Annotated in this window: 15 protein-coding genes and 2 tRNA genes; 11 read left to right on the top strand and 6 right to left on the bottom strand. The window is 43.1% G+C overall.

Annotated features, from left to right (window positions below; translation table 11 throughout):
- The first annotated feature begins 11 nt into the window (after nucleotides 1-11).
- Together BLP33_RS24275 and BLP33_RS24270 are read left to right on the top strand one after the other, a co-directional pair.
- Nucleotides 12-1,001 carry a family 43 glycosylhydrolase gene (locus tag BLP33_RS24275; RefSeq protein ID WP_217633222.1) on the top strand — a complete coding sequence of 330 codons (990 nt, stop codon included), beginning with the start codon at nucleotides 12-14 and terminating at the stop codon, nucleotides 999-1,001.
- 336 nt (nucleotides 1,002-1,337) lie between these two features.
- Entirely contained in the window at nucleotides 1,338-2,519 is a 1,182-nt protein-coding gene (locus BLP33_RS24270; RefSeq protein ID WP_090534114.1) for an acyl-CoA dehydrogenase, read from the top strand.
- 281 nt (nucleotides 2,520-2,800) lie between these two features.
- On the opposite strand, the gene BLP33_RS24265 is transcribed toward BLP33_RS24270, so the two are convergent.
- Complete coding sequence (locus BLP33_RS24265) at nucleotides 2,801-3,715, bottom strand: PfkB family carbohydrate kinase (protein ID WP_090534112.1); 915 nt, start codon at nucleotides 3,713-3,715, stop codon at nucleotides 2,801-2,803.
- A gap of 318 nt (nucleotides 3,716-4,033) precedes the next feature.
- On the opposite strand from BLP33_RS24265, the gene BLP33_RS24260 reads away from it, so the two are divergent.
- From BLP33_RS24260 to BLP33_RS24240, 5 genes are all read left to right on the top strand, one after another.
- Nucleotides 4,034-4,107 (top strand) — tRNA-Asn (locus BLP33_RS24260).
- A 400-nt stretch (nucleotides 4,108-4,507) separates the two neighbouring features.
- On the top strand, nucleotides 4,508-5,614 hold the full coding sequence (locus BLP33_RS24255) for an acyltransferase family protein (protein WP_090534054.1): 1,107 nt from the start codon (nucleotides 4,508-4,510) through the stop codon (nucleotides 5,612-5,614).
- A 228-nt stretch (nucleotides 5,615-5,842) separates the two neighbouring features.
- Nucleotides 5,843-6,652, top strand: a complete 810-nt coding sequence (locus BLP33_RS24250; RefSeq protein ID WP_090534052.1) for a 3-keto-disaccharide hydrolase — start codon at nucleotides 5,843-5,845, stop codon at nucleotides 6,650-6,652.
- A 137-nt stretch (nucleotides 6,653-6,789) separates the two neighbouring features.
- Nucleotides 6,790-10,938, top strand: coding sequence for a hybrid sensor histidine kinase/response regulator (locus BLP33_RS24245; protein ID WP_090534050.1), 4,149 nt, complete (start codon nucleotides 6,790-6,792; stop codon nucleotides 10,936-10,938).
- Nucleotides 10,939-11,025: 87 nt separating this feature from the next.
- Nucleotides 11,026-11,099: transfer RNA gene (locus BLP33_RS24240), tRNA-Asn, on the top strand.
- Nucleotides 11,100-11,276: 177 nt separating this feature from the next.
- Here BLP33_RS24240 and BLP33_RS24235 read toward each other — a convergent pair.
- From BLP33_RS24235 to BLP33_RS24225, 3 genes are all read right to left on the bottom strand, one after another.
- Entirely contained in the window at nucleotides 11,277-12,218 is a 942-nt protein-coding gene (locus BLP33_RS24235) for an NAD(P)-dependent alcohol dehydrogenase (protein ID WP_090534048.1), read from the bottom strand.
- A gap of 18 nt (nucleotides 12,219-12,236) precedes the next feature.
- Complete coding sequence (locus tag BLP33_RS24230; RefSeq protein WP_090534046.1) at nucleotides 12,237-13,307, bottom strand: alkene reductase; 1,071 nt, start codon at nucleotides 13,305-13,307, stop codon at nucleotides 12,237-12,239.
- A 78-nt stretch (nucleotides 13,308-13,385) separates the two neighbouring features.
- Entirely contained in the window at nucleotides 13,386-14,369 is a 984-nt protein-coding gene (locus tag BLP33_RS24225; RefSeq protein WP_090534044.1) for a helix-turn-helix transcriptional regulator, read from the bottom strand.
- 635 nt (nucleotides 14,370-15,004) lie between these two features.
- Here BLP33_RS24225 and BLP33_RS24215 point away from each other — a divergent pair.
- Nucleotides 15,005-15,421, top strand: coding sequence for an acyl-CoA thioesterase (locus BLP33_RS24215; RefSeq protein ID WP_090534040.1), 417 nt, complete (start codon nucleotides 15,005-15,007; stop codon nucleotides 15,419-15,421).
- Between the two features lie 152 nt (nucleotides 15,422-15,573).
- On the opposite strand, the gene BLP33_RS24210 is transcribed toward BLP33_RS24215, so the two are convergent.
- Entirely contained in the window at nucleotides 15,574-15,969 is a 396-nt protein-coding gene (locus tag BLP33_RS24210) for a DoxX family protein (protein WP_090534038.1), read from the bottom strand.
- A gap of 415 nt (nucleotides 15,970-16,384) precedes the next feature.
- Here BLP33_RS24210 and BLP33_RS24205 point away from each other — a divergent pair, with 415 nt between their 5' ends.
- Both BLP33_RS24205 and BLP33_RS27580 read left to right on the top strand, forming a co-directional pair.
- Entirely contained in the window at nucleotides 16,385-17,176 is a 792-nt protein-coding gene (locus tag BLP33_RS24205) for an alpha/beta hydrolase (RefSeq protein WP_090534036.1), read from the top strand.
- A gap of 31 nt (nucleotides 17,177-17,207) precedes the next feature.
- The gene (locus BLP33_RS27580; RefSeq protein WP_175490104.1) at nucleotides 17,208-17,348 is read left to right on the top strand and encodes a hypothetical protein; all 141 of its coding nucleotides are present in this window, start codon (nucleotides 17,208-17,210) and stop codon (nucleotides 17,346-17,348) included.
- A 407-nt stretch (nucleotides 17,349-17,755) separates the two neighbouring features.
- Here the strand turns inward: BLP33_RS27580 and BLP33_RS24200 are convergent, their stop codons facing one another.
- The gene (locus BLP33_RS24200) at nucleotides 17,756-18,814 is read right to left on the bottom strand and encodes an alpha/beta fold hydrolase (RefSeq protein ID WP_090534034.1); all 1,059 of its coding nucleotides are present in this window, start codon (nucleotides 18,812-18,814) and stop codon (nucleotides 17,756-17,758) included.
- Between the two features lie 330 nt (nucleotides 18,815-19,144).
- On the opposite strand from BLP33_RS24200, the gene BLP33_RS24195 reads away from it, so the two are divergent.
- Complete coding sequence (locus BLP33_RS24195; protein ID WP_090534032.1) at nucleotides 19,145-21,436, top strand: GH92 family glycosyl hydrolase; 2,292 nt, start codon at nucleotides 19,145-19,147, stop codon at nucleotides 21,434-21,436.
- The last annotated feature ends 373 nt before the right edge of the window (nucleotides 21,437-21,809 follow it).

The following is a 21,809-nucleotide window of genomic DNA, read 5'->3' as shown; positions in this document are numbered from 1 at the left end:
AAAAACACCGAATGATTAAAAAAATACTTTTAAAAAGAATAACCATGGCTGTCATGACTTTGCTGATTACAGGCCAGGTATATGCACAGCATCAAAAAATCATAAATCCCGGAGAAGTTTGGCCCGATAACCGGGGAGAACATATCCAGGCGCATGGCGGAGGGATTATAAAAATAAAGAACACATACTATTGGTACGGAGAAGAAAGACGTCGGGGACTGGATTCAAACAAACGTTATGTTAGCTGTTATGCGTCAAAAGACCTGACGAACTGGACATTCAAAGGTGATGTTGTTCAGATGACCGATCCCGAAAACCTGGGGCAGCGCTGGGTCCTGGAAAGGCCCAAAGTTTTCTACAGCAAAAAGAGCCGGCAATATGTCATGTATTTCCATCTTGACAATGCAACTTATAAGTTTGCCCGGGTTGGCATCGCCGTAAGCGACCGCCCTGATGGTGATTTTAAATACCTGAAAAGCTTCAGGCCCCTGGAGCATGAAAGCCGGGACATTGGCCAGTTTATAGATGATGATGGTACGCCATATCTTGTTTTCGAAGACCGTCCGCTTGGGTTTCATATCGTCCGGCTTTCGGATGATTGCCTCAGCATTGACCGGGAAATGTGCCTGATAGCCGAGCATATGGAAGGGGGGGCTATAGTGCATTATAATGGCCTTTATTACGCCATAGGCTCCGCGCTTACCGGCTGGAAGCCCAATCCTAACCGGTATGCAACAGCAAAAACCCTGGAAGGTCCGTGGTCGGAGTTTAAAGACATAGCGCCGAAGGAAAAAAACACATATGGTTCGCAATCTACCTTATTGCTCAAAGTTAGCGGGAAGAAGGATACGACAGTATTGTTCCTGGGGGATATCTGGAAGCCGAAAGAACAATGGGATTCCCGGTATTTATGGATGCCTGTTCAGATCGGAGATGGTAAGCTTTGGCTTCCTGAGCCCACTCCGTTTAAGATCGACGTGAAAAACGGCACTGCAAATTAATCAGCATTTTTATACAATTCATTCTTCATAAGGTTAGTTAATAGATTAAGGGGCAGGGGTGCCCCTTTTTCGTTTTTAACGGCCCGGCACGTGCCTGAGCTGACCTTTTTTAATCGGTAAAGTTGGTAGCGGTTAGCCCCGATGGGTTGTTATCTTTGTGTGTCTTCCACAATTCCTGAAAAATATTTTTCATCAGTTTCCTCTCCCTAAAACCACTCTGTTTTAACTAAACCTATAATTCATACCCAATACCAAATTGTTCTTGATTTGCAGGATTTTAGGGGCAAACCAATCTCGTTTTTTATGCGTTATTTTGTAGTAACCAATTATAAATGTATGGATACTTTGTTAACCGATACCCCCTCAACAGGTGGGTATGATTTTGCAATGAACGAAAATCAGCAAATGGTTGGCCAGATGGCCAAAGACTTTGCCGAACGTTATATAAAACCTCATGTAATGGAATGGGACGAAGCCCAGGTTTTCCCTATCGACTTATTTAAACAATTGGGCGAGCTTGGTATGATGGGCGTTTTTGTGCCCGAACAATATGGCGGCTCCGGTTTCGGCTATTTTGAATATGTAACCGTGATCAGTGAAATAGCCAAAGTTTGCGGCGCTATAGGTTTATCGGTTGCCGCCCATAATTCGCTTTGTACGGGGCATATCCTTGCCTTTGGCAATGAAGAGCAAAAGCTTAAATGGCTGCCCAAACTGGCCACTGCCGAATGGCTTGGTGCCTGGGGATTAACCGAGGCCAACACCGGTTCGGACGCGCTGGGTATGAACACCACCGCCGTTTTGGATGGCGACCATTATGTAGTGAACGGCTCAAAAAACTGGATAACCCATGGTAAATCGGGCGATGTGGCGGTAGTGATGGTGCGTACAGGCAACAAGGGCGATTCGCATGGGATCTCAGCGCTGGTGATTGAAAAAGGTACGCCGGGTTTTACCCATGGTAAAAAGGAAAACAAGCTGGGTATGCGTGCTTCAGAAACCACGGAGCTTATTTTTGATAACTGCCGTGTGCCAAAGGAAAATTTGCTGGGTGTTGAGGGAGAAGGCTTTAAACAGGCCATGAAAGTGTTAGACGGCGGCCGGATCTCGATAGCGGCGCTTTCGTTAGGGATTGCAAAAGGTGCTTTTGAAGCGGCGGTTGCTTACGCCAAAGAACGTCGCCAGTTTGGACAGCCTATTGGTAATTTCCAGGGGATAGCATTTAAGCTGGCCAATATGGCTACCGAAATTGAAGCAGCCGAACTGCTGATCATGCAGGCTGCCGATCTGAAAAACCGCCACCTGCCGGTAACAAAACAATCGGCCATGGCCAAATATTTTGCCTCAGAAACGGCGGTTCGCACAGCCACCGAGGCTGTTCAGATCTTCGGTGGATATGGTTATACCAAGGATTTCCCTGTTGAGAAGTTTTATCGTGATGCCAAACTTTGCACTATAGGCGAAGGCACCAGTGAGATCCAGAAGATAGTGATTAGCAGGGAAGTGTTGAAAGGATAGGGAACCCGGTTATTCTGCCTGTAGTTATTGATTTACAATTATATTATTTGTAAACCCTCTGTATGTAAAACATATAGAGGGTTTATTTTTTTGTATTTTAGAGATTCTTCTGAACATACCCTAAAATGCTTTATAAAAGTTCTTTTTTGTAGAGACGCATCACATGCGTCTCTCATAGGGCAAGCTGCTTTTTAGAGCGTTACTATACATCTTGAATTGCAAACGGGAGACGCATGTGATGTGTCTCTACATTAAAAAATTAATGTTTTTAAACAGCTATCTTACAATTCAAATTTAGATAAGCCTACAAATTCCTGGATCCGGGCGGCTATTTCCTCTTCGCTAAGGTTTCTTAATCTTTCTGAACCAAATTTTTCAACACAGAATGAGGCCAGGGCCGAACCAAAAATGATGGCGTTTTTCATGTTGTTGAAATTAACGGTGCCTACTTTAGCCATGTAGCCAATAAAGCCGCCTGCAAAAGTATCGCCAGCGCCAGTAGGATCAAATACTTCGGCCAATGGAAGGGCGGGGGCACTAAAAATCTTATCTTCATGGAACAGCAATGCACCGTGCTCACCTTTTTTAATGATGATGTATTTAGGGCCCATGGTTAATATTTTGCGGGCAGCTTTAACCAGTGAAAACTCGCCGGATAACTGGCGGGCTTCGGCATCGTTAATGGTTAGCACATCCACCAGCTGGATGGTTTTTAAAAGCTCATCAAGGGCAATATCCATCCAAAAGTTCATGGTGTCCATTACAATAAGCTTAGGGCGGTTTTTAAGGCGCGCTATAACTGTTTGCTGTACCTGCGGAGAAAGGTTGCCCAGCATCAGGTATTCGCAATCCTGGTAACTATCAGGGATAATGGGATCGAAAGCTTCCAATACATTAAGCTCAGTTACCAGAGTATCGCGGCTGTTCATGTCGTTATGGTAACGCCCGCTCCAGAAAAATGATTTTTCGCCCTGTTTTATCTGCAGGCCTTCAGTATTAACGTTGTGCTTTTGAAGGTCCTCAATCTCGTGCTGCGGGAAATCATCGCCAACAACCGCAACGATTTTTATTTTATCATAAAAGTAAGAAGCACCCAAACTTGCAAAGGTTGCAGAGCCGCCTACTATTTTATCGGTTTTACCAAAAGGGGTTTCAATGGCATCAAAGGCCACAGTGCCAATAACTAACAAACTCATGTAAAGATATTTATATTTTTTCGCCGCAAATATTGTGAAAATTAAGGGATAATCATTCATTGTTGCTGGTTTGTGATGCCAATTTTCATTGGAGAAAACATAATTTAAGCTGGTTCAGAAAACTGGCAGCTGAAAAAAAGGGGCTTTGCAGAAAGAATTGCCATCGCTAAAAAAATGCTGTAGTGTGTCTTTGGGTTTTAAGTAGCACATAATCAGGGGCTAAAAAAGCCTGTGAAAAATAATTAAAATTTTTTTTAATAAAAATTGTGAAATATCCGATGAGTTTTTACCTTTGCCCCACTCCAAACCGGATTAGATTCCTGAGTAGCTCAGCCGGTTAGAGCATCTGACTGTTAATCAGAGGGTCGCTGGTTCGAGCCCAGCCTCAGGAGCAAAAGCCTCACAGACATGTGAGGCTTTTTTTATATCTATATTCTGTAGATTACTTTGCAGGTAATGGTCAATGTCACCATTTAACAATAACTGCCGCGCTTTTCTGATCCAACTTAGTGACAATTTAATTGGGGATTCCTCGAATTTAGATACAAAACATGCGAAAATGAGACGATATGCGTGTATTTTGACACGATATGAAGATATCCCGGCATCACTTTCACTTATTTTTACGATCTGAATAAGACTTCAATTATATACTGTTCATGAACCAATCTAACCGATTTAAGTCATTGGTCTTGCCGGCATATACATGCACAGGAAAGAAAAACGCCCGCTGAACACCGGCAACACCTGTTTTAGCATCCGGCCCAATATCGACCAACTCTAATCTTATACATGGACAATAATAAACTGATCACCAAGCCGCATTATCCGATACTGGATGGCTTACGCGGTGTTGCAGCCATTATCGTAGTTACCTTTCACCTAACCGAACCATTGGGAAGCGGTCATCTGGATATCATAGTTAACCACGGGTACCTGGCTGTCGATTTCTTTTTCCTGCTATCGGGTTTCGTTATGGGCTATGCTTATGACGACCGCTGGCATAAAATGACAATCGGCAGTTTTTTTAAACGCCGTATCGAGCGACTTCAGCCTATGGTAATTCTCGGGATGACATTGGGTGCCATAGGTTTTTATTTTACAGATTCTACGCTGTGGCCGCTCATTCATACTATACCGGTTTGGAAGATGCTGTTGGTAATGCTGATCGGTTATACCATCCTACCAGTACCGCTGTCTTTGGATATTCGCGGCTGGCAGGAAATGCATCCTCTTAACAGCGTAGGATGGTCATTGTTCTTTGAATACATCGCCAACATTCTTTATGCGGTTTGGATAAGAAAATTTTCAAAAACTACATTGTCGGTTTTAGTATGCGTTGCAGCTGTAGCACTTGCGCACCTGGCTATCACCAATGGAGATGTCAGCGGCGGCTGGACACTTAACGTGGAACAGGTGCGCGTTGGCATTACCCGCACCATATACCCATTCTTTGCCGGCCTGTTGCTTTCACGTATTGCTAAACCAGCCCGCATCAGGCACGCATTTTTATGGTGCAGTGTTTTAATATCGATAGTAATGTATATGCCGCGCATCGGCGGTGCTGCCCATCTTTGGATGAACGGGATCTACGAGTCCGTTTGCATTATTATCATTTTTCCGCTTATCGTTTATCTTGGTGCCGGCGGTAAGGTCCATACCCAAACGGAGAGCAGGGTATGCAGGTTTCTCGGCGATATATCCTACCCTCTTTACATGGTGCATTATCCGCTGGTTTATTTTTACGTAGCATGGATCAGCAATCATAAAGGCGTAACCATAGTGCAGGCCTGGCCTTATGCTTTAGCTATTTTGATTGGTGCAATTTTCCTGGCGTATATTACTTTGAAATGGTATGATGAGCCGGTTCGTAACTGGCTGCAAAAAAAACTTGGCTAAAAAGAGATCTTGAACAAAAGCGGCCTCAGCGTACCTTAACAGGCAAAGCATTAAAAGCAATAAAACATGGCCTGAATTTCTTAAATTCGTAGCATAAGAGATAAAACTTACGGTAAAGGAGGGTCAGCAAAATTAATATTGAGCAAACTTTCGAAATACCGGTTAGCAAAGCGTTAAGTGAACAAAAGCATTCAATTTATCTATAAAAAGCATAATACCTTACCACCTATGAAAATAACACGCGTTTTTATGTTTTCCTGCCTCCTCATATTAGGCTGCGCCGGGCCGAAAAAACTGGCTGACGCCGGCAATGCCGATAAAGGCTGGACGAAGCTGTTTAACGGGACCGACATTAACGATTGGTTTGTAAAGATCAATCATCACCTGGTTGGCGAAAATTATGGCAATACCTTCCGGGTAGAAGATGGCATGATCAGGGTTAGCTATGATCAGTACAGCGATTTCAACGATCAGTTTGGTCATTTGTATTACAAAACCCCGTTCTCTTACTATCACCTGCGGTTTGAATACCGCTTTGTTGGTAAACAGCAAAAAGGCGCGCCAGACTACACGCTTCTTAACAGCGGCGTCATGTTTCATTCACAGGATCCCCGAACTATGCTAAAGGACCAGGATTGGCCGATATCGATAGAAATGCAGTTATTAGGCGGCCTGGGCGACGGGAAACCAAGGCCAACAGGAAATATGTGCTCGCCCGGCACCGATGTTGTTTATAAAGGAAAGGTTTCGCCCGACCATTGTATCAACTCTACTTCAAAAACCTATGACGGTGACCAGTGGGTAAAAGGCGAACTGATTGTTCAGGGCAACAAATTAATTACCCATATTATCAACGGCGATACCGTACTTCAATATTCAAGGCCTACCATTGGCGGCGGCGTGGCACATGGCTATGATCCTAAATACAAGCAGGATGGCAAATTACTAAGCAGCGGCTTTATCGCTCTGCAAAGTGAAGGGCAGCCCGTCGATTTCAGGAATATAGAGATTAAACAGCTGCCGGATACTGATAGGTAGGTTGTAATTAATATTTCTCCTGAGTTAACAATAGCTGTTAAATGGGCAAAAACAACAGGTTATACGAAACTATTTTCCATAAATACCGTATCACTGGGAAGCATTAGAAATACGATAAAACTACCAGCAAAATAATAATGAGGCCAATATCGCTTTTTATCTGGTGTTTATACCTGCTTTTTCCTGGATTATCCTATTCGCAAACACCCACCCTTAAGTTTAAACAGCTTAGCACAAACGAAGGCCTTTCCCAAAGCCATGTAGTAACCATTATTAAAGATAGTCGTGGTTTTATGTGGTTTGGCACCGAAGATGGCCTTAATAAATACGACGGTTATAAGTTTACCCATTATAAGCACGACCAGAATAATAAAGCAACTATCAATGAAAACTATGTATTAGCTATAACGGAAGACAGTTATCATAATTTATGGATTGGAACCGAAAGCGGGCTTGACAGATTTGACCGGGCCACAAATACATTTATCCACTATTCCAATCATTTAACTTTTGCTGTACAGTCTGTTTTTTTGGATAGCAAAAAAAGGATGTGGCTGGGCACCAGCAAAGGTTTATATCTGTTTAATGCCGCAAATGGTTCATTTAAAAGATTTACACATGCCGCAAATAACGCAAACAGTATAGCTAACGATTTCATTTACCAGATTACTGAGGATAATAATGGCTGGTTATGGATAGGTACCGATGACGGGCTTTACCATTTTAATCCACAAAGTGGTAAGTTTATTGGTTATGTTCATGATCCTGCAAATCAAAACAGCATCGGCGCCAGCTGGATAAAGGCGGTATACAAAGATAGCAAGGGCAATATTTGGGCAGGTACACATGGAGGAGGCCTGGCATTATATAACAGTAAAAACAATTCATTTATAAATTTCAAACACGACCCTGATAACAGCAACAGTATTTGCCATAACGATATTCTTTCGATACTCGAAAACAGCGACGGGAAGCTTTGGATAGGGACCGAAAATGGCGGCATAAGTGTGCTCGATTATCCGGCCAATAAATTTACTTGCTACAAATTTGATGCAAACGACCATCACAGCCTGAGCAGTAACTCGGTTTATTGTTTATATAAAGATGATACGGGGAATACCTGGATAGGCACTTATTCGGGCGGTGTTGATTTTTTGCCTGGCTTTGGCGATAAATTCAGTTCCTACAGTCAAAACCCCAACAACCCGAATAGTTTGAGCAACAACAACGTGCTGGCCATCTCCGGTGATGATAGTGACGAAAATATTTGGATAGGCACCGACGGGGGCGGCCTTAATTTATTTAATCGCAAGAAAAAGACCTTTGTTCATTACCTGCATAGTGATAATAACAGCAACACCATAAGTAATAATTATGTAATGGCCATAGTGCCAATAAATAAAGATGTTATTGGTATTGGTTATCATATTGGCGGGTTTGACCTGTTTGATAAAAAAAAGGGAGCCTTTACACATCACATGCCCCAGGCAAATAATCCGCGTAGCCTCTCCCTTTCAGATATCAACAATATGTATAAAGACCGTGACGGCAATATATGGTTAGGTACCTGGAAAGGGGGCCTTAATCATTATAACGTAAAAACCGGTCTCTTTACACGGTACAGGAACAACCCGGAAGATAACAACAGCATAAGCAGTGATATTGTTACAGCAGTGTTTCAGGATAAACAGGGTAATATGTGGATAGGCACTGATGATAACGGGTTGAATGTATTTAACCCTAAAACAGGCCGCTTTACGCACTACACGCACGATGAGAGGGATAAACGCAGCTTATCAAACAACACTGTCGAGTCGATTATCGAAACCGATAACGGTGATATATGGATAGGTACCAACGGCGGCGGCCTTAACCTGTTTAACAAGCATAACCAAACATTTACTATATACACCGAAAGAGAGGGTTTGCCTAATAATGTGATCTATGCGATTTTGAAAGACCGCAAAGGTAACCTCTGGTTAAGCACCAACAAGGGGATCTCGCGGTTTAATCCCAAAACAAAAGCCATCAGAAACTATGACATTTCTGACGGATTGCAGGGAGATGAATTTAAAGGCCATTCCTGTTTTCAAACTGCCGACGGGGAAATGTTTTTTGGCGGCGTAAACGGCTTCAGTACTTTTTATCCCGATAGTTTAAAAGATAATGACTTTGTCCCTCCTGTTTATATTACCGGGCTGCAGATTTTCAATAAGGAGGTAAACGCCGGGGCTAAAAACACCCCGCTTCAAAAAGATATCAGCGAAACAGACTCCATAAACCTATCTTACAAACAGTCGGTACTTACATTTGAGTTTGCGGCCCTGAATTATACCATTCCCGAAAAAAACCAATATGCCTACAAGCTGGAAGGGTTTGATAAAGATTGGAATTATGTTGGCAATAAAAGAACGGCCACTTATACCAACCTTGATCCGGGTAGTTATACATTCAGGGTTAAGGCATCAAATAATGATTGCAAATGGAATAACGAAGGCACATTTATCATCATCAACATTCAGCCTCCTTTTTGGCTTACCTGGTGGTTTAAATTAGTTGTAGCATTAATTTTTATAATCAGCGGCCCGGCATTTTATCTTATCCGCACACGTACTATATTAAAGCAAAAGGCCGAGCTTGAGCGCCAGGTAAAAGAACGTACCGGGCAGCTGGCCCGTGCCATAGAAGTTGAAAAAAAATTAGCCCTTGAGGCCGAAGAAGCTAACAAGGCTAAAAGCATATTTTTGGCTACCATGAGCCATGAGATCCGCACACCTATGAATGGGGTAATCGGGATGGCATCATTACTGGCCGAAACTCCTTTGGACGAGGAGCAGCGAACTTTTGCCGAATCCATACAAACCTGCGGTGAAGATCTGCTGGCGGTAATTAACGATATTTTAGATTTTTCGAAAATAGAATCGGGCAATATGGAGCTGGAGGAAAAGGATTTTAGCCTGCGCACCTGTATTGAAGAAGTTTTTGATGTTTTTGCCTTAAAAGCCGCCCACCTGAAGCTGGACCTGGTTTACCAGATTGACTATGATGTACCGGCGCAAATTATTGGCGATAGTTTAAGGCTTCGCCAGATCCTGATCAATTTAATCAGTAACGCTATCAAATTTACCAAAAAGGGTGAAATTTATGTAGCCGTGCATTTGCTCAGCATATCGGATGATAACCACATCGAATTAGGCTTTGAGATAAAAGATACCGGCATTGGTATTTCTGCCGATAAACTGCACCGGCTATTCAAAGCATTTTCGCAGGTTGACTCATCAACCACCCGGCAATACGGAGGTACAGGTCTTGGCCTGGTTATCAGTGAACAACTTGTAAAATTAATGGGCGGCAAAATCAGTGTAGAAAGTGAAGTTGACAAAGGAAGTACGTTCAGGTTTTCTATTCATTCGCAAAAAAGTTTACTACAGGACCCTGTACAAATAAACCATACCATGCAGGGTTTTGAAAAGAGCGAAATTTTGGTTGTTGATGATAATGATACCAATTGCAGAATTTTAAAGGCTCAGCTGGAGCAGTGGCAACTAAGCCCGGTAGTAGCCAAATCAGGCGAACAGGCTCTTGAGATCCTGGCGCAGCAGCAGCATGATTTTAAGCTTGTTATTACCGATATGCAAATGCCCTTTATGGATGGGATTGAACTGGCAACCTTAATACGGGCCAAATACCCCGAATTACCTATAATGCTGTTAAGCTCCATCAGCTATGTTTTCCATAAAGATAACCCCGGTTTGTTTTGTTCTATACTAACCAAACCTGCAAAACAGCATAACTTATACAAGCACATTATAAAGGAACTTGGCAAGCATGTAAGTTCTGCCACTCATGAGTCGCTGCACAGCGATACTGCAAATCATAAACTGCCTGATAATTTTTCAGAAAGTTACCCATTGAGGATTTTGGTTGCCGAAGATAACCAGATGAACCAAAAACTGATCATGAAGATATTGAGTAAGTTAGGATATGAAGCCGCTTTGGCAGCAGACGGCCTGGAGGTACTGGATTTGGTTAATAAAAAAACATTCGATGTTATTTTAATGGATGTACAAATGCCCAAAATGGATGGCCTGGAAGCTACGCGAATAATAAAGAAGCGTTTCCCCGAACGGCCTTTTATTATAGCGATGACGGCCAATGCCCTCCAATCCGATCTGCAAATTTGTATAGATGCAGGTATGGACGATTATATAAGCAAACCATTTAAATTGGATGACCTGGTTAACAAACTTGTAAAATGGGCAGGGAAGAATACAAGTGCCACGTAACGCTGAAACAACAGAATATAACAAGTTGAATAAAATTGTGAAATATCAATGAAAATTATACTTTTGCAATCCCCAACCGGACAACACTCCTGAGTAGCTCAGCCGGTTAGAGCATCTGACTGTTAATCAGAGGGTCGCTGGTTCGAGCCCAGCCTCAGGAGCCTTAAAATCAATGATTTAACCCCACTCTGGCGAGTGGGGTTTTTTATTTGCATAAAATTTGAATACTTTTTCGATAGTCGCTGGGTAGTGAAAAAAAATGGCTTGTCGGAATCGCTATTTTGCCGGTAATTATGACCTTTTATTTCAGTCATCATCCCCTATCGGTTTGACTTTTTTCAATTAACCCTGATTACTGATTTTCCGACGATGTGCGCTTTAGGAGCCTCAGCGTAAGCAGTTTTAAATGAATCAAAGGAATAAGCCTTGCTGACTAAGACAGAAAGTCCCGCTTCTATATATCTTTTAAGTTCTTTTAAATATAGCTGCGAAGGTTTAAGCATGAGGACCTTATATTTTTGGGGTGAAAAAAGACTGATGAAAAAAGCGGAGACGATTTCTTTTGGCCCCGGAGCAGTATGCACATAGACAGAAGAAGTCTTCATAATCTTTTTTGCAACGCTATAAGACATTTGATTAGACAGATCGATCACCACATCGTAAAGCTTTCCGGCTTTAAGAACATCTTCCTTGCGGTAGTTAATTACAAAATCACTGCCCCAATCTTTTGCTGCCTTTAAGCCACCATCACTTACAACGGCTGTAATGGTGGCTCCTTTCGTTTTGGCAATCTGTATGGCGAACATGCCTATTCCTCCGGAAGCACCATTGATCAGCACCTCCGAGCCGGTTTGAATATTGACTAAGGTATCGAACATCTGGATCGCCGCAGAGCCTACCACCGGCGCGGCGGCCGCCTGCTCAAAAGAAATTCCCATGGGTTTAGTTGCAATATCTTTTTCCTCTGCAATAATATATTCAGCTAAAGCCGCCCCTTTAAAAACATCAAGCAGGCCGTATACTTCGTCTCCTTCTTTATAGTTTTTAATGGAACTACCGGTTGCCTCAACTATACCTGAAAAATCGATACCGGTGCCTCTTGGAAATTTGCTGCCTGACATTAATTTCATTTCGCCGTTTCTTATCTTCCAGTCCAGGGGATTGATGGAGACTGCTTTGACCTTGATCAGGATTGTTGTTTCACTGACCTCTGGAATAACTGTATCGGTCATTTCCAACACATCGGCGTCGCCGAATTTATGATAAACTATCTTTTTCATTTTTGATCTCTTATTGAATTAATTAAATAATACCGGATAATCTGTATAGCCTTTAGCGCCCGGTGTGTAAAGGGTGGTAAAGTCAGGGGCATTCAGTTCTGAGCCATGGATGATTCGCTGTTCCAGATCGGGATTGGCCAGGAATCCCCTACCAAATGCGATCAGGTCTGCATCTCCTTTATCCAGTTCGGCTTCAGCCCCTTCGGCAGTAAAGGTATTGCAGTAAATGAGCGTTCCTTCGAATTCGGTACGGATGGCGTTTAAGGTTTGTGCTGGAACCTGCGGGCTGAGACTGATGTGGATATAGGCCAGGCCAATCCGGTTAAACTCCCGGCTTAAATAAATGTATGTTTCCTCGGTTGTGTCTGCCTCATAAGCCTGCAGGTCGCCAAGGGTAGAGTTAGGCGAAATTCTTACACCTGTTTTTTCTTTACCTATCGCTTCTGCTACTTGTTGTGCAACTTCAATAGCAAATCTGGACCTGTTTTCAATACTTCCGCCATAAACATCGGTACGGTCATTAACGTTAGGGTTAAGGAATTGTTCGATCAGGTAGCCATTTGCAGCATGTAGTTCCACGCCGTCGAAACCAGCAGCTATTGCATTTTTTGCAGCGGTGACATACTGGCCGATCACCTCTTTTACCCCTTGCGTTGATAATGCTACAGGTACGGGGTAATCCTGCATACCTGCTGTATCGGTATGCATTTGCCCTGCCGCCGGGATAGCAGAAACACCAATCACTCGCACTCCTTCTGGCAGGTTAGCCTGGTGGCCGATGCGGCCGGTATGCATCAGCTGCAGGAAAATTTTGGTATTGTTTTGGTGTACCGCTGCGGTGGTTAATTTCCAGCCCTCAATTTGTTCATTAGAGAATATGCCGGGAATACGGGCATAACCAAGGCCTTCCGGTGCAGGAGCAGTTCCCTCGGTAATGATCAGCCCGGCCCCGCGGCGCTGGCTGTAATATTCTTTCATAAGTGCGTTGGGCAGGTTGTCAATAGCACGACTGCGGGTCATGGGTGCCATCACTAAATGATTCTTTAAATTCAGTGCCTGGCTGGTATAGGGCATCAGTAACTTTTTCATATCGTTTGTTTTATTTGATATGTCAAATGTCCGCAGGATATGACGGTTAAAATAGCGCCTCAAGCCCGAAAAATAGTCCTATCCGACGAGCGTGTATTTTTTGGGGGTGGTTCCAAAGTGTTTTTCGAAAAGCCGTGAGAAGTGGCTGAGGTTCGAAAACCCAAGCCGGTAACCAGCCTCAGAAACGGAGTAACCCGCATGTTTTAATAAAAAGCCGGCTTCCTGCATCCTTTCATTCTGGTAAAAGTTATAAATAGTATCGCCAAAGGTCTGCTTAAACAAATGCTTCATTTTTGTTTCGCTCAGGCCGGCATTGGCTGCAAGTTCGCTTAAATGAGGTGGCTGACCCAAGTCAGCCAGTACAGCAGTCCTGATCAGGTATAATTTATCTATATCAGCTTTGTTAACAGGACTTTGTTTGTCGCTGTCCCTTTCCAGCAGTTTATCAAACAACAGGTAGATCATCTCATGCGCCTTGTTACTATAAAATAGCTCGCTCAATTTATTTTGTTCGTTGATCTCCGAAACAAGCTTCAAAACCCTCGCCACATCCGGGTACATCTTTTCATGATAGAAGAATAGATTATCGCTATTTAAAATAGTTTCCAAAGGACCATTAACCTGGTCTACCCGCAGGATGTCGGAAAGCAATTGCCTCTTGATGCCGATGACACCAAAATAGACCTCGACATTGGCGGGAAAAATAGTTTCGGTGGATATAGCGGTGGAGGCGATTTGGATTGACGACCCATTCTTCTTTAAAAATTCTACCGCCGTTTCCCGGTCAATAGCAGATCCTGCAGGTAGCTCATTACTGTTGAATACAATGGAGATCAAATCACTGACTTCAGCGGGGGACTTACGCTTTAAATGAAATTCCTCTTTCAAAGTATAATGATGCAATACGAACTTAAAGCCGGGTGCTACATCAATCGCCTTAATGTGACCTTCGCCCATATGCGGCGGAATTTTCAGTTCATTCTTGAAAACGGGAATATTAAAATGGTTGCCAAAGCTTTTGACAAAATTAAAACCTGCCTGCACCGTAAATTCAAAAGTCATGTTTAAAAATATGGATTTTATATCTTAATGTTTTTAACAAGGTAGATAGCGACACGTTTTTTTTAAAGCCTAAATCCTCAACATTATTAATTAATTGAATTAGTCGGGCATTGTATATTTAAATTAAGGCTTAGGTATTCTATTATTTTACCCATCATATTTTGTTACACTCAGATTTTATTTAGTTCTCAACTATCAAAATCTAATTATTTCTTTTATTTTTTTGTGTCCGACTCGGACATTCCCGGAGTGATGTCCGGATCGTCATAATTAATTTACATCTATAACCACCCAAAAAAGCTGTTATGGAAATATTAACTTTTTGTAATTGATGTTTTGTATCAGTGCCTCGTTAGCTATTATATCAATAGTGCAACGCATCGCTAATGCGGTTATGGGATTGGAATCATTGATCTCCGATAAGAGCGCGGAATTGAATTACCTGTTTTCAATGAAATTAAGCCTAACAGTCAGAGGGTCGCTGGTTCGAGCCCAGCCTCAGGAGCAAAGCCTCACAAACATGTGGGGCTTTTTTATTTGACAAAGCCCGGATTGATCCATTAAAATTCAGATCTCTCATTTCCTGAAACCAAAAGGTTCAATAGCTTTGCAATCCAACAAAAAGGTTAATTATTATGGAATACTCAAAAACCTATATTGCAAAAGATGAGCATATAGATGTACAGGAGATCATGGATGGTTTATATTATCCGTTTTATATGGAATATTGCAGGCATGATTATATCAGGGAAATATTGGGATTTGATTTTGAAACCGAAGCCAAAAACGGGATTTACATGGTACTTTCAAACTATAGCATCAGCTTTCTCAGATCACTAAAAAAGGGCGATGAATTTAAAGTTACCTGCACCTTGTATACTGATAAAGGGGGCTTACCCAAGTTGCACTTTAAACAATCGATAATATGCAACAATAAGGTAATGACTAAAGCTGTATTTACGGGCACCTGTGTGCCGGCAACTGGCGGCAGACCGTATTTACCTGGCTCGGTATTGGAAAAAATAAAGGATGCCCCTGTTCTTGAAGATTAAGCGACCGGCAGAGCGCCGGCCCTTGCCGGATAATCATGCGGCAGGGTAATGTGTATGCAAAAGAGGCTATCTATGGGGATAGCCTCTTTTGGGATTGCTTAAAGCCTGAAATAGCCGATGTATTATGAACCGGCCTGCTGCAACTTAGCATTTTATACAACGGCAGGGGCTGCGTATGTAGCCGGATAAAGTTTACGAAACATCAGGTAGGTTACTGTTACCATGATAAATGCAACAATGGCATCAATGGTGGCGGGAAAACCGAGCACAGCGATTTTAGACAAAAAAGCAAATATAATATCGAAGAAAATACCTGCAAATACCCATTCTTTTAATCTAAGCAATCTGTTAGGTGTTAAAAGAACAGCTACTCCCGAAAGTTTAGCGACACCAAGGATATAAATAAAGTGTGGAGGATAGCCCAGTTTTAAGGTGATATCCCACACAAACTGGTTTTTGGTCAGCTCGCCAAATCCGCTTGCTGCAAACCATAATGAAGTCAATGCTGTTCCTATCCAATAGATTGTTTTTACTGTTTTTGTTGTCATGATATGTAGTTTTGAGTTGTTTGATGGCTCAAAATTGTGGCAAAATCAACGGATATCTAACCACTTTCGGGGTGAAGCAGACAAACTAAGCTCCTGGTCGGACAATCCGGACCCCGACTTCCATAGGGCATTGATGTAAACTGCTTCAATATGTTAATTAAAGCGTGCCTTAAAGTTTTCTATCCCTCAGATAATGATTGCAGCGATCCCGGTGATAGGCCTATAAACTAAAACCGGCGGGGTCGGAAAGACGGATTTTTATTATGCTGTTAAATATTAACATGCAATGGCTGGTCCCAATTTTTTTAATGTTTGAAATGTCCGGTTCGGAGACTTCTTTGTCGGGTTAAGGCACTTTAGATCGGTATGCGGCAAGTTGAAAGATACTTTTGGGGGTAAATAAATACTTAACAAAATGAAAACTCAAATCAACATTACCAAACTAACAATAGCTGCTGCCGCAGTCTTTTTGTCTACTTTCAGCCCAAAAAACAGCTTGGCTCAAACTACACCTGCTGTAAAGAACATTGTGATAGTACACGGCGCTTTTGCCGATGCATCGGGATGGGAAGGCGTATATAAAATATTAAAAAAGGATGGATACAACGTAACTGTTGTGCAAAACCCGCTTACTTCGCTCAATGATGACGTTGCCGCAACCAATCGCGCCCTGGAAAAACAGGATGGCCCCGCGGTGCTGGTAGGGCATTCATGGGGCGGTTCGGTAATTACCGAAGCCGGCGTATCGCCCAAAGTAACAAGTTTGGTATATGTTGCGGCTTTTGCACCGGAAGTTGGCCAGTCGACCCTGGATGTTTATCAGTCGGGCCCGGCACTTGCCAAAAATGGTATCCTGCCTGCCGATAAAAATGGCCTGGTATATTTTGATAAAGCGCTCTTTCACGAATGTTTTGCAGCTGATTTGACTGAAGCGAAAGCAGATTTTATGTTTGATTCACAACAGCCGATTGTTGGCTCAAGCTTTGTAGCCCCATTAACACAGGCCGCCTGGAAAACCAAACCAACTTATGGCATTGTAGCCACCATGGACAAAGCCATCAACCCCGAACTGGAACGTGCAATGTATAAACGTGCCGGTGCTGTAGTTACAGAGGTTAAAGGCAGTCACGTTATATTTATATCGCAGGCCGCCGCCGTGGCCCGCGTAATTGAAGCTGCTGCAAAAAATGGTTCTGAAAAAAAATAAGGTAATGTTATTTTAATTCATTTACTAAAAGATGGAAAGGGGCGACCGTTTTAACGGCTGCCCTTTTCCTGTTGAAGAGCGGTATACAATCTTTGCCATGATGGTATTGGATACCGCTACGAGTTCCAACAGGTTGTTCCGCAGATTTAAGGTAGCCCGTAAAACCAATTGATAAAGCCAGTCTGGTAAAATATATAGTATAGCAAGCGCAGGTCAAACCCATAGAGGTTTAAATTACGCAAACTCATCTGTTGCCTGCTGTGCTATAATAGACTCTCACAGATTTAATTAGCTTATAAATAAAACGATCAGTTTAAAGCAATCAATTTGAGTTGCCGCCCGGGCGGGATTCGGGCATTGAAGGGGGCTATTTCTGCAGTCTTGCCCTTTGTAAGATTTGATTGCTGGTAACAGATTTTAATGAATAGAGCTCAACGATGATTGCACCAGAGGTGCAAAAGGGTTTTAGAAAGACAGACAGGTGTGAGCACCTGATTTTAAGTAAACAAAAAACCAGGATCTGAAATGCATTTTAACATTTCCTTTCCTGGTTTACTGTGTTATTTAAAAAAGGGATTATTATCTGGCAAAGCTTTCGGCCTCTATAATGGCGTCAGCAAAGGCTTTAGGGGCTTCCTGAGGCAGGTTGTGGCCTATGCCCCCGGTAATAGTATGATGTGCATATTTACCTTTAAAGCGCGCGGCATAATCAGCAGGCTTAGGGTGAGGAGCGCCGTTGGTATCGCCTTCAAGGGTTACAGTTGGTACAATGATTGGAGGTGCGGTTGCTAATTTTCTTTCCAGGTCATCATATTTTGCCTCACCTTCGGCAAGGCCCAGGCGCCAGCGGTAATTATGGATCACGATGGCAACATGGTCGGGATTGTCAAAAGACGGGGCGGTTTGCGCGAAAGTGGCGTCGTCAAATTTCCACTTAGGTGATGCTGTTTCCCAGATGAGCCGGTTAAAATCACGCCTGTTTGCCTCGTAGCCCAATTGGCCGCGCTCGGTACTGAAATAAAACTGGTACCACCATGATAGTTCTGCTTTGGGCGGTAATGGTTTTTTATTTGCTTCCTGGCTGCCTATCAGGTAACCACTTACCGAAACCATTGCTTTGCAGCGCTCGGGCCATAATGCCGCCACAATGTTAGCTGTACGAGCGCCCCAGTCAAACCCGCCGATGATTGCACGGTCTATTTTCAGGGCGTCCATTAGTGCGATAACATCGGTAGCTATTGCTGCCTGCTGCCCGTTCCTGAAAGTTTGTGCCGAAAGAAATTGTGTCGTGCCGTGGCCGCGCAAATGAGGCACAATAACCCTGTAACCGGCTTTGGCAAGTATAGCTGATACCTCAGTATAGCTATGTATATCATATGGCCATCCATGAAGCAGGATAACAGGCTGTCCGTTTGCCGGGCCGCTTTCCGCGTAGCCAATATTAAGCAGGCCTGCATTTATCTGTTTGATCGAGTCGAAAGAGGCTGTAGAAAAAAGAGTATTGTTTTGCCGTGCCGGTGAATCTGCCTGTTTGGTTTCGGCTTTAAGTAAACCGAGACCGCCTAACTCTGCTGCTGCAACTGTTAATGCGGAGATACCAAGAAAGCGGCGACGGCTGAATGTTGTTTCGTTGTTCATGTTTTTCGGATTAGTTTGATTAATAATTCGCCTTCAGATGCTTTCCTCATCATCGGGCATAACAAAAGTACACCGGCACCAGGATTATAGAAGTGGTTGATACATGAACCGGACAAATGGTGACTTCAGTTAGACATATTCCCCGCCAGATTTGCCATTATCTGAAATAGTTGGAAGTGGCAGTGCTAGTTGGAGCGCAGTAACAACTAATCCTTACGGTTTATCGGTACCGGCCAGGTTGTATAACATCATTATTTTACTTGTGCATGTAACAATTAGCAACGATTGCTGTATTTTGCTGAAATTTTTTTGTTAATACGCTGTCCGAAAATGAAGTTCATCCCCAAAATTGCAAGCCGGTTTATTTATATCATTTTCTTGTTGTTTCCGTGGCCGGTTTTTGCCCAAAACCTGGTTAAATATGTACAGCCCATGGCCGGTACAGCTATTGCCACTACAGCTTCCGCACTAAAACATGGACAGGCGGCTGATACACGGTTTGCCAACACTATTCCCGCGGTTACTGCCCCCTTTGCCATGACACAATGGACACCCGAAACCGAGAGCGGCGAAACCAAGTGCGTACCTCCATATTATTATAAGGACGGCCTGTTCAACGGCCTCCGTGGTTCGCACTGGTTAAGCGGGTCATGTACGCAGGACTATGGCAGCTTTACCATTATGCCCATCACAGGCAAGCTAAAAACAGCTAATTATAGCGCCGCATTTAAACATACTGATGAACTGTCCTCTCCTCACGTTTATAGCATCAATCTTAATCAATATAAAGTGAGTGCCTCGGTAACCTCCACAGAGCGTTGCGGTATGATGCAGTTTACCATGCAGCAGGCCGACAGCCTTTATTTATTGATCAAAGCCAATAGTGATTATCATGAGGGTTTTGTGAAAGTAGATAAGCAAACGGGTGAGATATCGGGCTATAATCCTGCTCATCGTATTTACCAGGGTTGGGGAAAAAGCGCGGGTTTCAGCGGTTTCTTTGTGATCAGGTTTGAACAGAGTTTAGGTAAAACGGGCACTTTTGCAGGCGATAAAATATTTATTGCGGATAGCATCAAAAACGACGCAGGTACAGGGATTTATGCCGGATTTAAGCTCAATAAAGACGAAAAGCTAACGATCAGGATTGGCACTTCGTTTACCAGTTTGGAAGGCGCCCGCAAAAACCTGGAGGCCGAAATGCCGGGGTTTGATTTTGATAAGATGGTAGAAAGCAGCAGGGTAAAATGGGAAAAGGCCTTAGGGCAAATCAATATTTCAACTAAAAATGAGCAGGATAAACGGATCTTTTATACGTCATTTTACCATGCCATGCAGCATCCGCGTCTTTTTAATGATGTTAATGGCAGATACCCGCGGTTTGCCGGCGATTATCAAATGGAACAATTATCAAACGGCAATTATTATGATGATTTTTCGATGTGGGATATTTACCGGGCACAGTTGCCACTGTTTGAGATCCTGAACCCATCTTTGATCAATAACCTGGCAAAATCACTGATCCTGAAAGGTAAACAGGGTGGCTGGATGCCAGTGTTCCCCTGCTGGAATAGCTATACATCCGAAATGATCGGCGATCATACGGCTTCTGTAATCAGTTCGGCATATTTAAAGGGGATCACTGATCTTGACGCTGAAGAAGCTTACCAAATTTTAAGGCATAACGCTTTTGAACTACCCGCCAATCGCGCCGATTATGTAGAAGGCAAAGGCCGCAGGGCGTTGGATAGTTATTTGAAATATCAATACATCCCGTTAGAAGATAGCGTACGCGATGCCTTTCATAAAATGGAACAGGTGAGCCGTACAATGGAGTATGCTTATGATGATTACGCGCTGGCGCAATTTGCAAAAGCTTTAAAAAAATCTGCCGATTATACCACACTCACCAAACGGGCAAAATATTATGCCAATGTATTTGATGCTGCAAGTGGCTTTGTTCGCGGTAAACATGCTGATGGCACGTGGGTATCTTCCTTTGATTCTGATAAAAAGGCGACTTATATTACAGAAGGTACCGCACGTCAATATACCTTTTATGTACCGCAGGATGTCCCCGGCTTGGCAAAGTTGATGGGTGGTGCGAAGAAACTGGAACAGTCGTTAGATAGCCTGTTTGAAAAAGGCGAATACTGGCATGGCAATGAGCCGGGGCACCAGATCCCTTTTATGTATAATTACACACCATCGCCATGGAAAACGCAAGCCGCTGTACGCAAGATCCTGGCTGCGGAATACAGTGATGGTCCAGGTGGTTTGGGAGGAAATGATGATGCCGGCCAAATGTCGGCCTGGTATTTGTTCGCTGCTATGGGTTTTTACCCGGTAAACCCGGTTTCGGGCGAGTACCTTTTGTGTTCACCTTTCTTTGATAAAATTGCTATCACGCTTCAAAACGGCAAAAAGTTCGAGATCATCTGTCATAAATCAAGCCCTAAATCAATCTATATCCGCTCGGTGAAATTGAATGGTAAAATATTGCCTAATAATTTTATCCGTTACAACGATATCAGCAACGGCGGTAAGCTCGAAATATATCTGAACGATCAACCGGGAAATAACTGGGCAGTTAAACCATTAAATCAACCTAAGGGTATGTGATATAATGGAGCTTAGCATCGGAAGGTATTTAAAAACAGATCGAAAAATGTGATGGCGTATAAACCATATTTTAGGGGTGTTTCGCAAGGGCTGCGTTAGGGATAGAAGCGTAAAGCCCACAGCGCGGGTTAGGTTTGTGCGCAGGCAAGGCGAGGACTTGCAGCGGATAGCCCGGCCGCAGGCAACGTCCATGTTATAAAATAGATAAAAAAAATGCTTAATAATCAATGTCTTATGATGGTTTCATTGTGATGGGCAAAGCAATCCCAAACAATGGAGAGCTACTCTATAGGTCGGGCCGGGCTTCGTTCCACGCATTACGATTTTCTTATTTGTTTTTAGCTTCTTTTAGAAGGAAGCTCTTCATTCCCTG

The organism is Mucilaginibacter sp. NFR10, from assembly GCF_900100445.1.
GTDB lineage: Bacteria > Bacteroidota > Bacteroidia > Sphingobacteriales > Sphingobacteriaceae > Mucilaginibacter > Mucilaginibacter rubeus.
The sequence above is the reverse complement of the archived record's forward strand: the minus strand, read 5'-3'. Positions and strand labels throughout refer to the sequence as shown.

Bases quoted from the DNA above. Each gene is read 5' to 3' on its own strand.
- BLP33_RS24275 (WP_217633222.1), top strand. From the start codon at position 12: ATGATTAAAAAAATACTTTTAAAAAGAATAACCATGGCTGTCATGACT.
- BLP33_RS24270 (WP_090534114.1), top strand. From the start codon at position 1,338: ATGGATACTTTGTTAACCGATACCCCCTCAACAGGTGGGTATGATTTT.
- BLP33_RS24265 (WP_090534112.1), bottom strand. From the start codon at position 3,715: ATGAGTTTGTTAGTTATTGGCACTGTGGCCTTTGATGCCATTGAAACC.
- BLP33_RS24255 (WP_090534054.1), top strand. From the start codon at position 4,508: ATGGACAATAATAAACTGATCACCAAGCCGCATTATCCGATACTGGAT.
- BLP33_RS24250 (WP_090534052.1), top strand. From the start codon at position 5,843: ATGAAAATAACACGCGTTTTTATGTTTTCCTGCCTCCTCATATTAGGC.
- BLP33_RS24245 (WP_090534050.1), top strand. From the start codon at position 6,790: ATGAGGCCAATATCGCTTTTTATCTGGTGTTTATACCTGCTTTTTCCT.
- BLP33_RS24235 (WP_090534048.1), bottom strand. From the start codon at position 12,218: ATGAAAAAGATAGTTTATCATAAATTCGGCGACGCCGATGTGTTGGAA.
- BLP33_RS24230 (WP_090534046.1), bottom strand. From the start codon at position 13,307: ATGAAAAAGTTACTGATGCCCTATACCAGCCAGGCACTGAATTTAAAG.
- BLP33_RS24225 (WP_090534044.1), bottom strand. From the start codon at position 14,369: ATGACTTTTGAATTTACGGTGCAGGCAGGTTTTAATTTTGTCAAAAGC.
- BLP33_RS24215 (WP_090534040.1), top strand. From the start codon at position 15,005: ATGGAATACTCAAAAACCTATATTGCAAAAGATGAGCATATAGATGTA.
- BLP33_RS24210 (WP_090534038.1), bottom strand. From the start codon at position 15,969: ATGACAACAAAAACAGTAAAAACAATCTATTGGATAGGAACAGCATTG.
- BLP33_RS24205 (WP_090534036.1), top strand. From the start codon at position 16,385: ATGAAAACTCAAATCAACATTACCAAACTAACAATAGCTGCTGCCGCA.
- BLP33_RS27580 (WP_175490104.1), top strand. From the start codon at position 17,208: ATGGAAAGGGGCGACCGTTTTAACGGCTGCCCTTTTCCTGTTGAAGAG.
- BLP33_RS24200 (WP_090534034.1), bottom strand. From the start codon at position 18,814: ATGAACAACGAAACAACATTCAGCCGTCGCCGCTTTCTTGGTATCTCC.
- BLP33_RS24195 (WP_090534032.1), top strand. From the start codon at position 19,145: ATGAAGTTCATCCCCAAAATTGCAAGCCGGTTTATTTATATCATTTTC.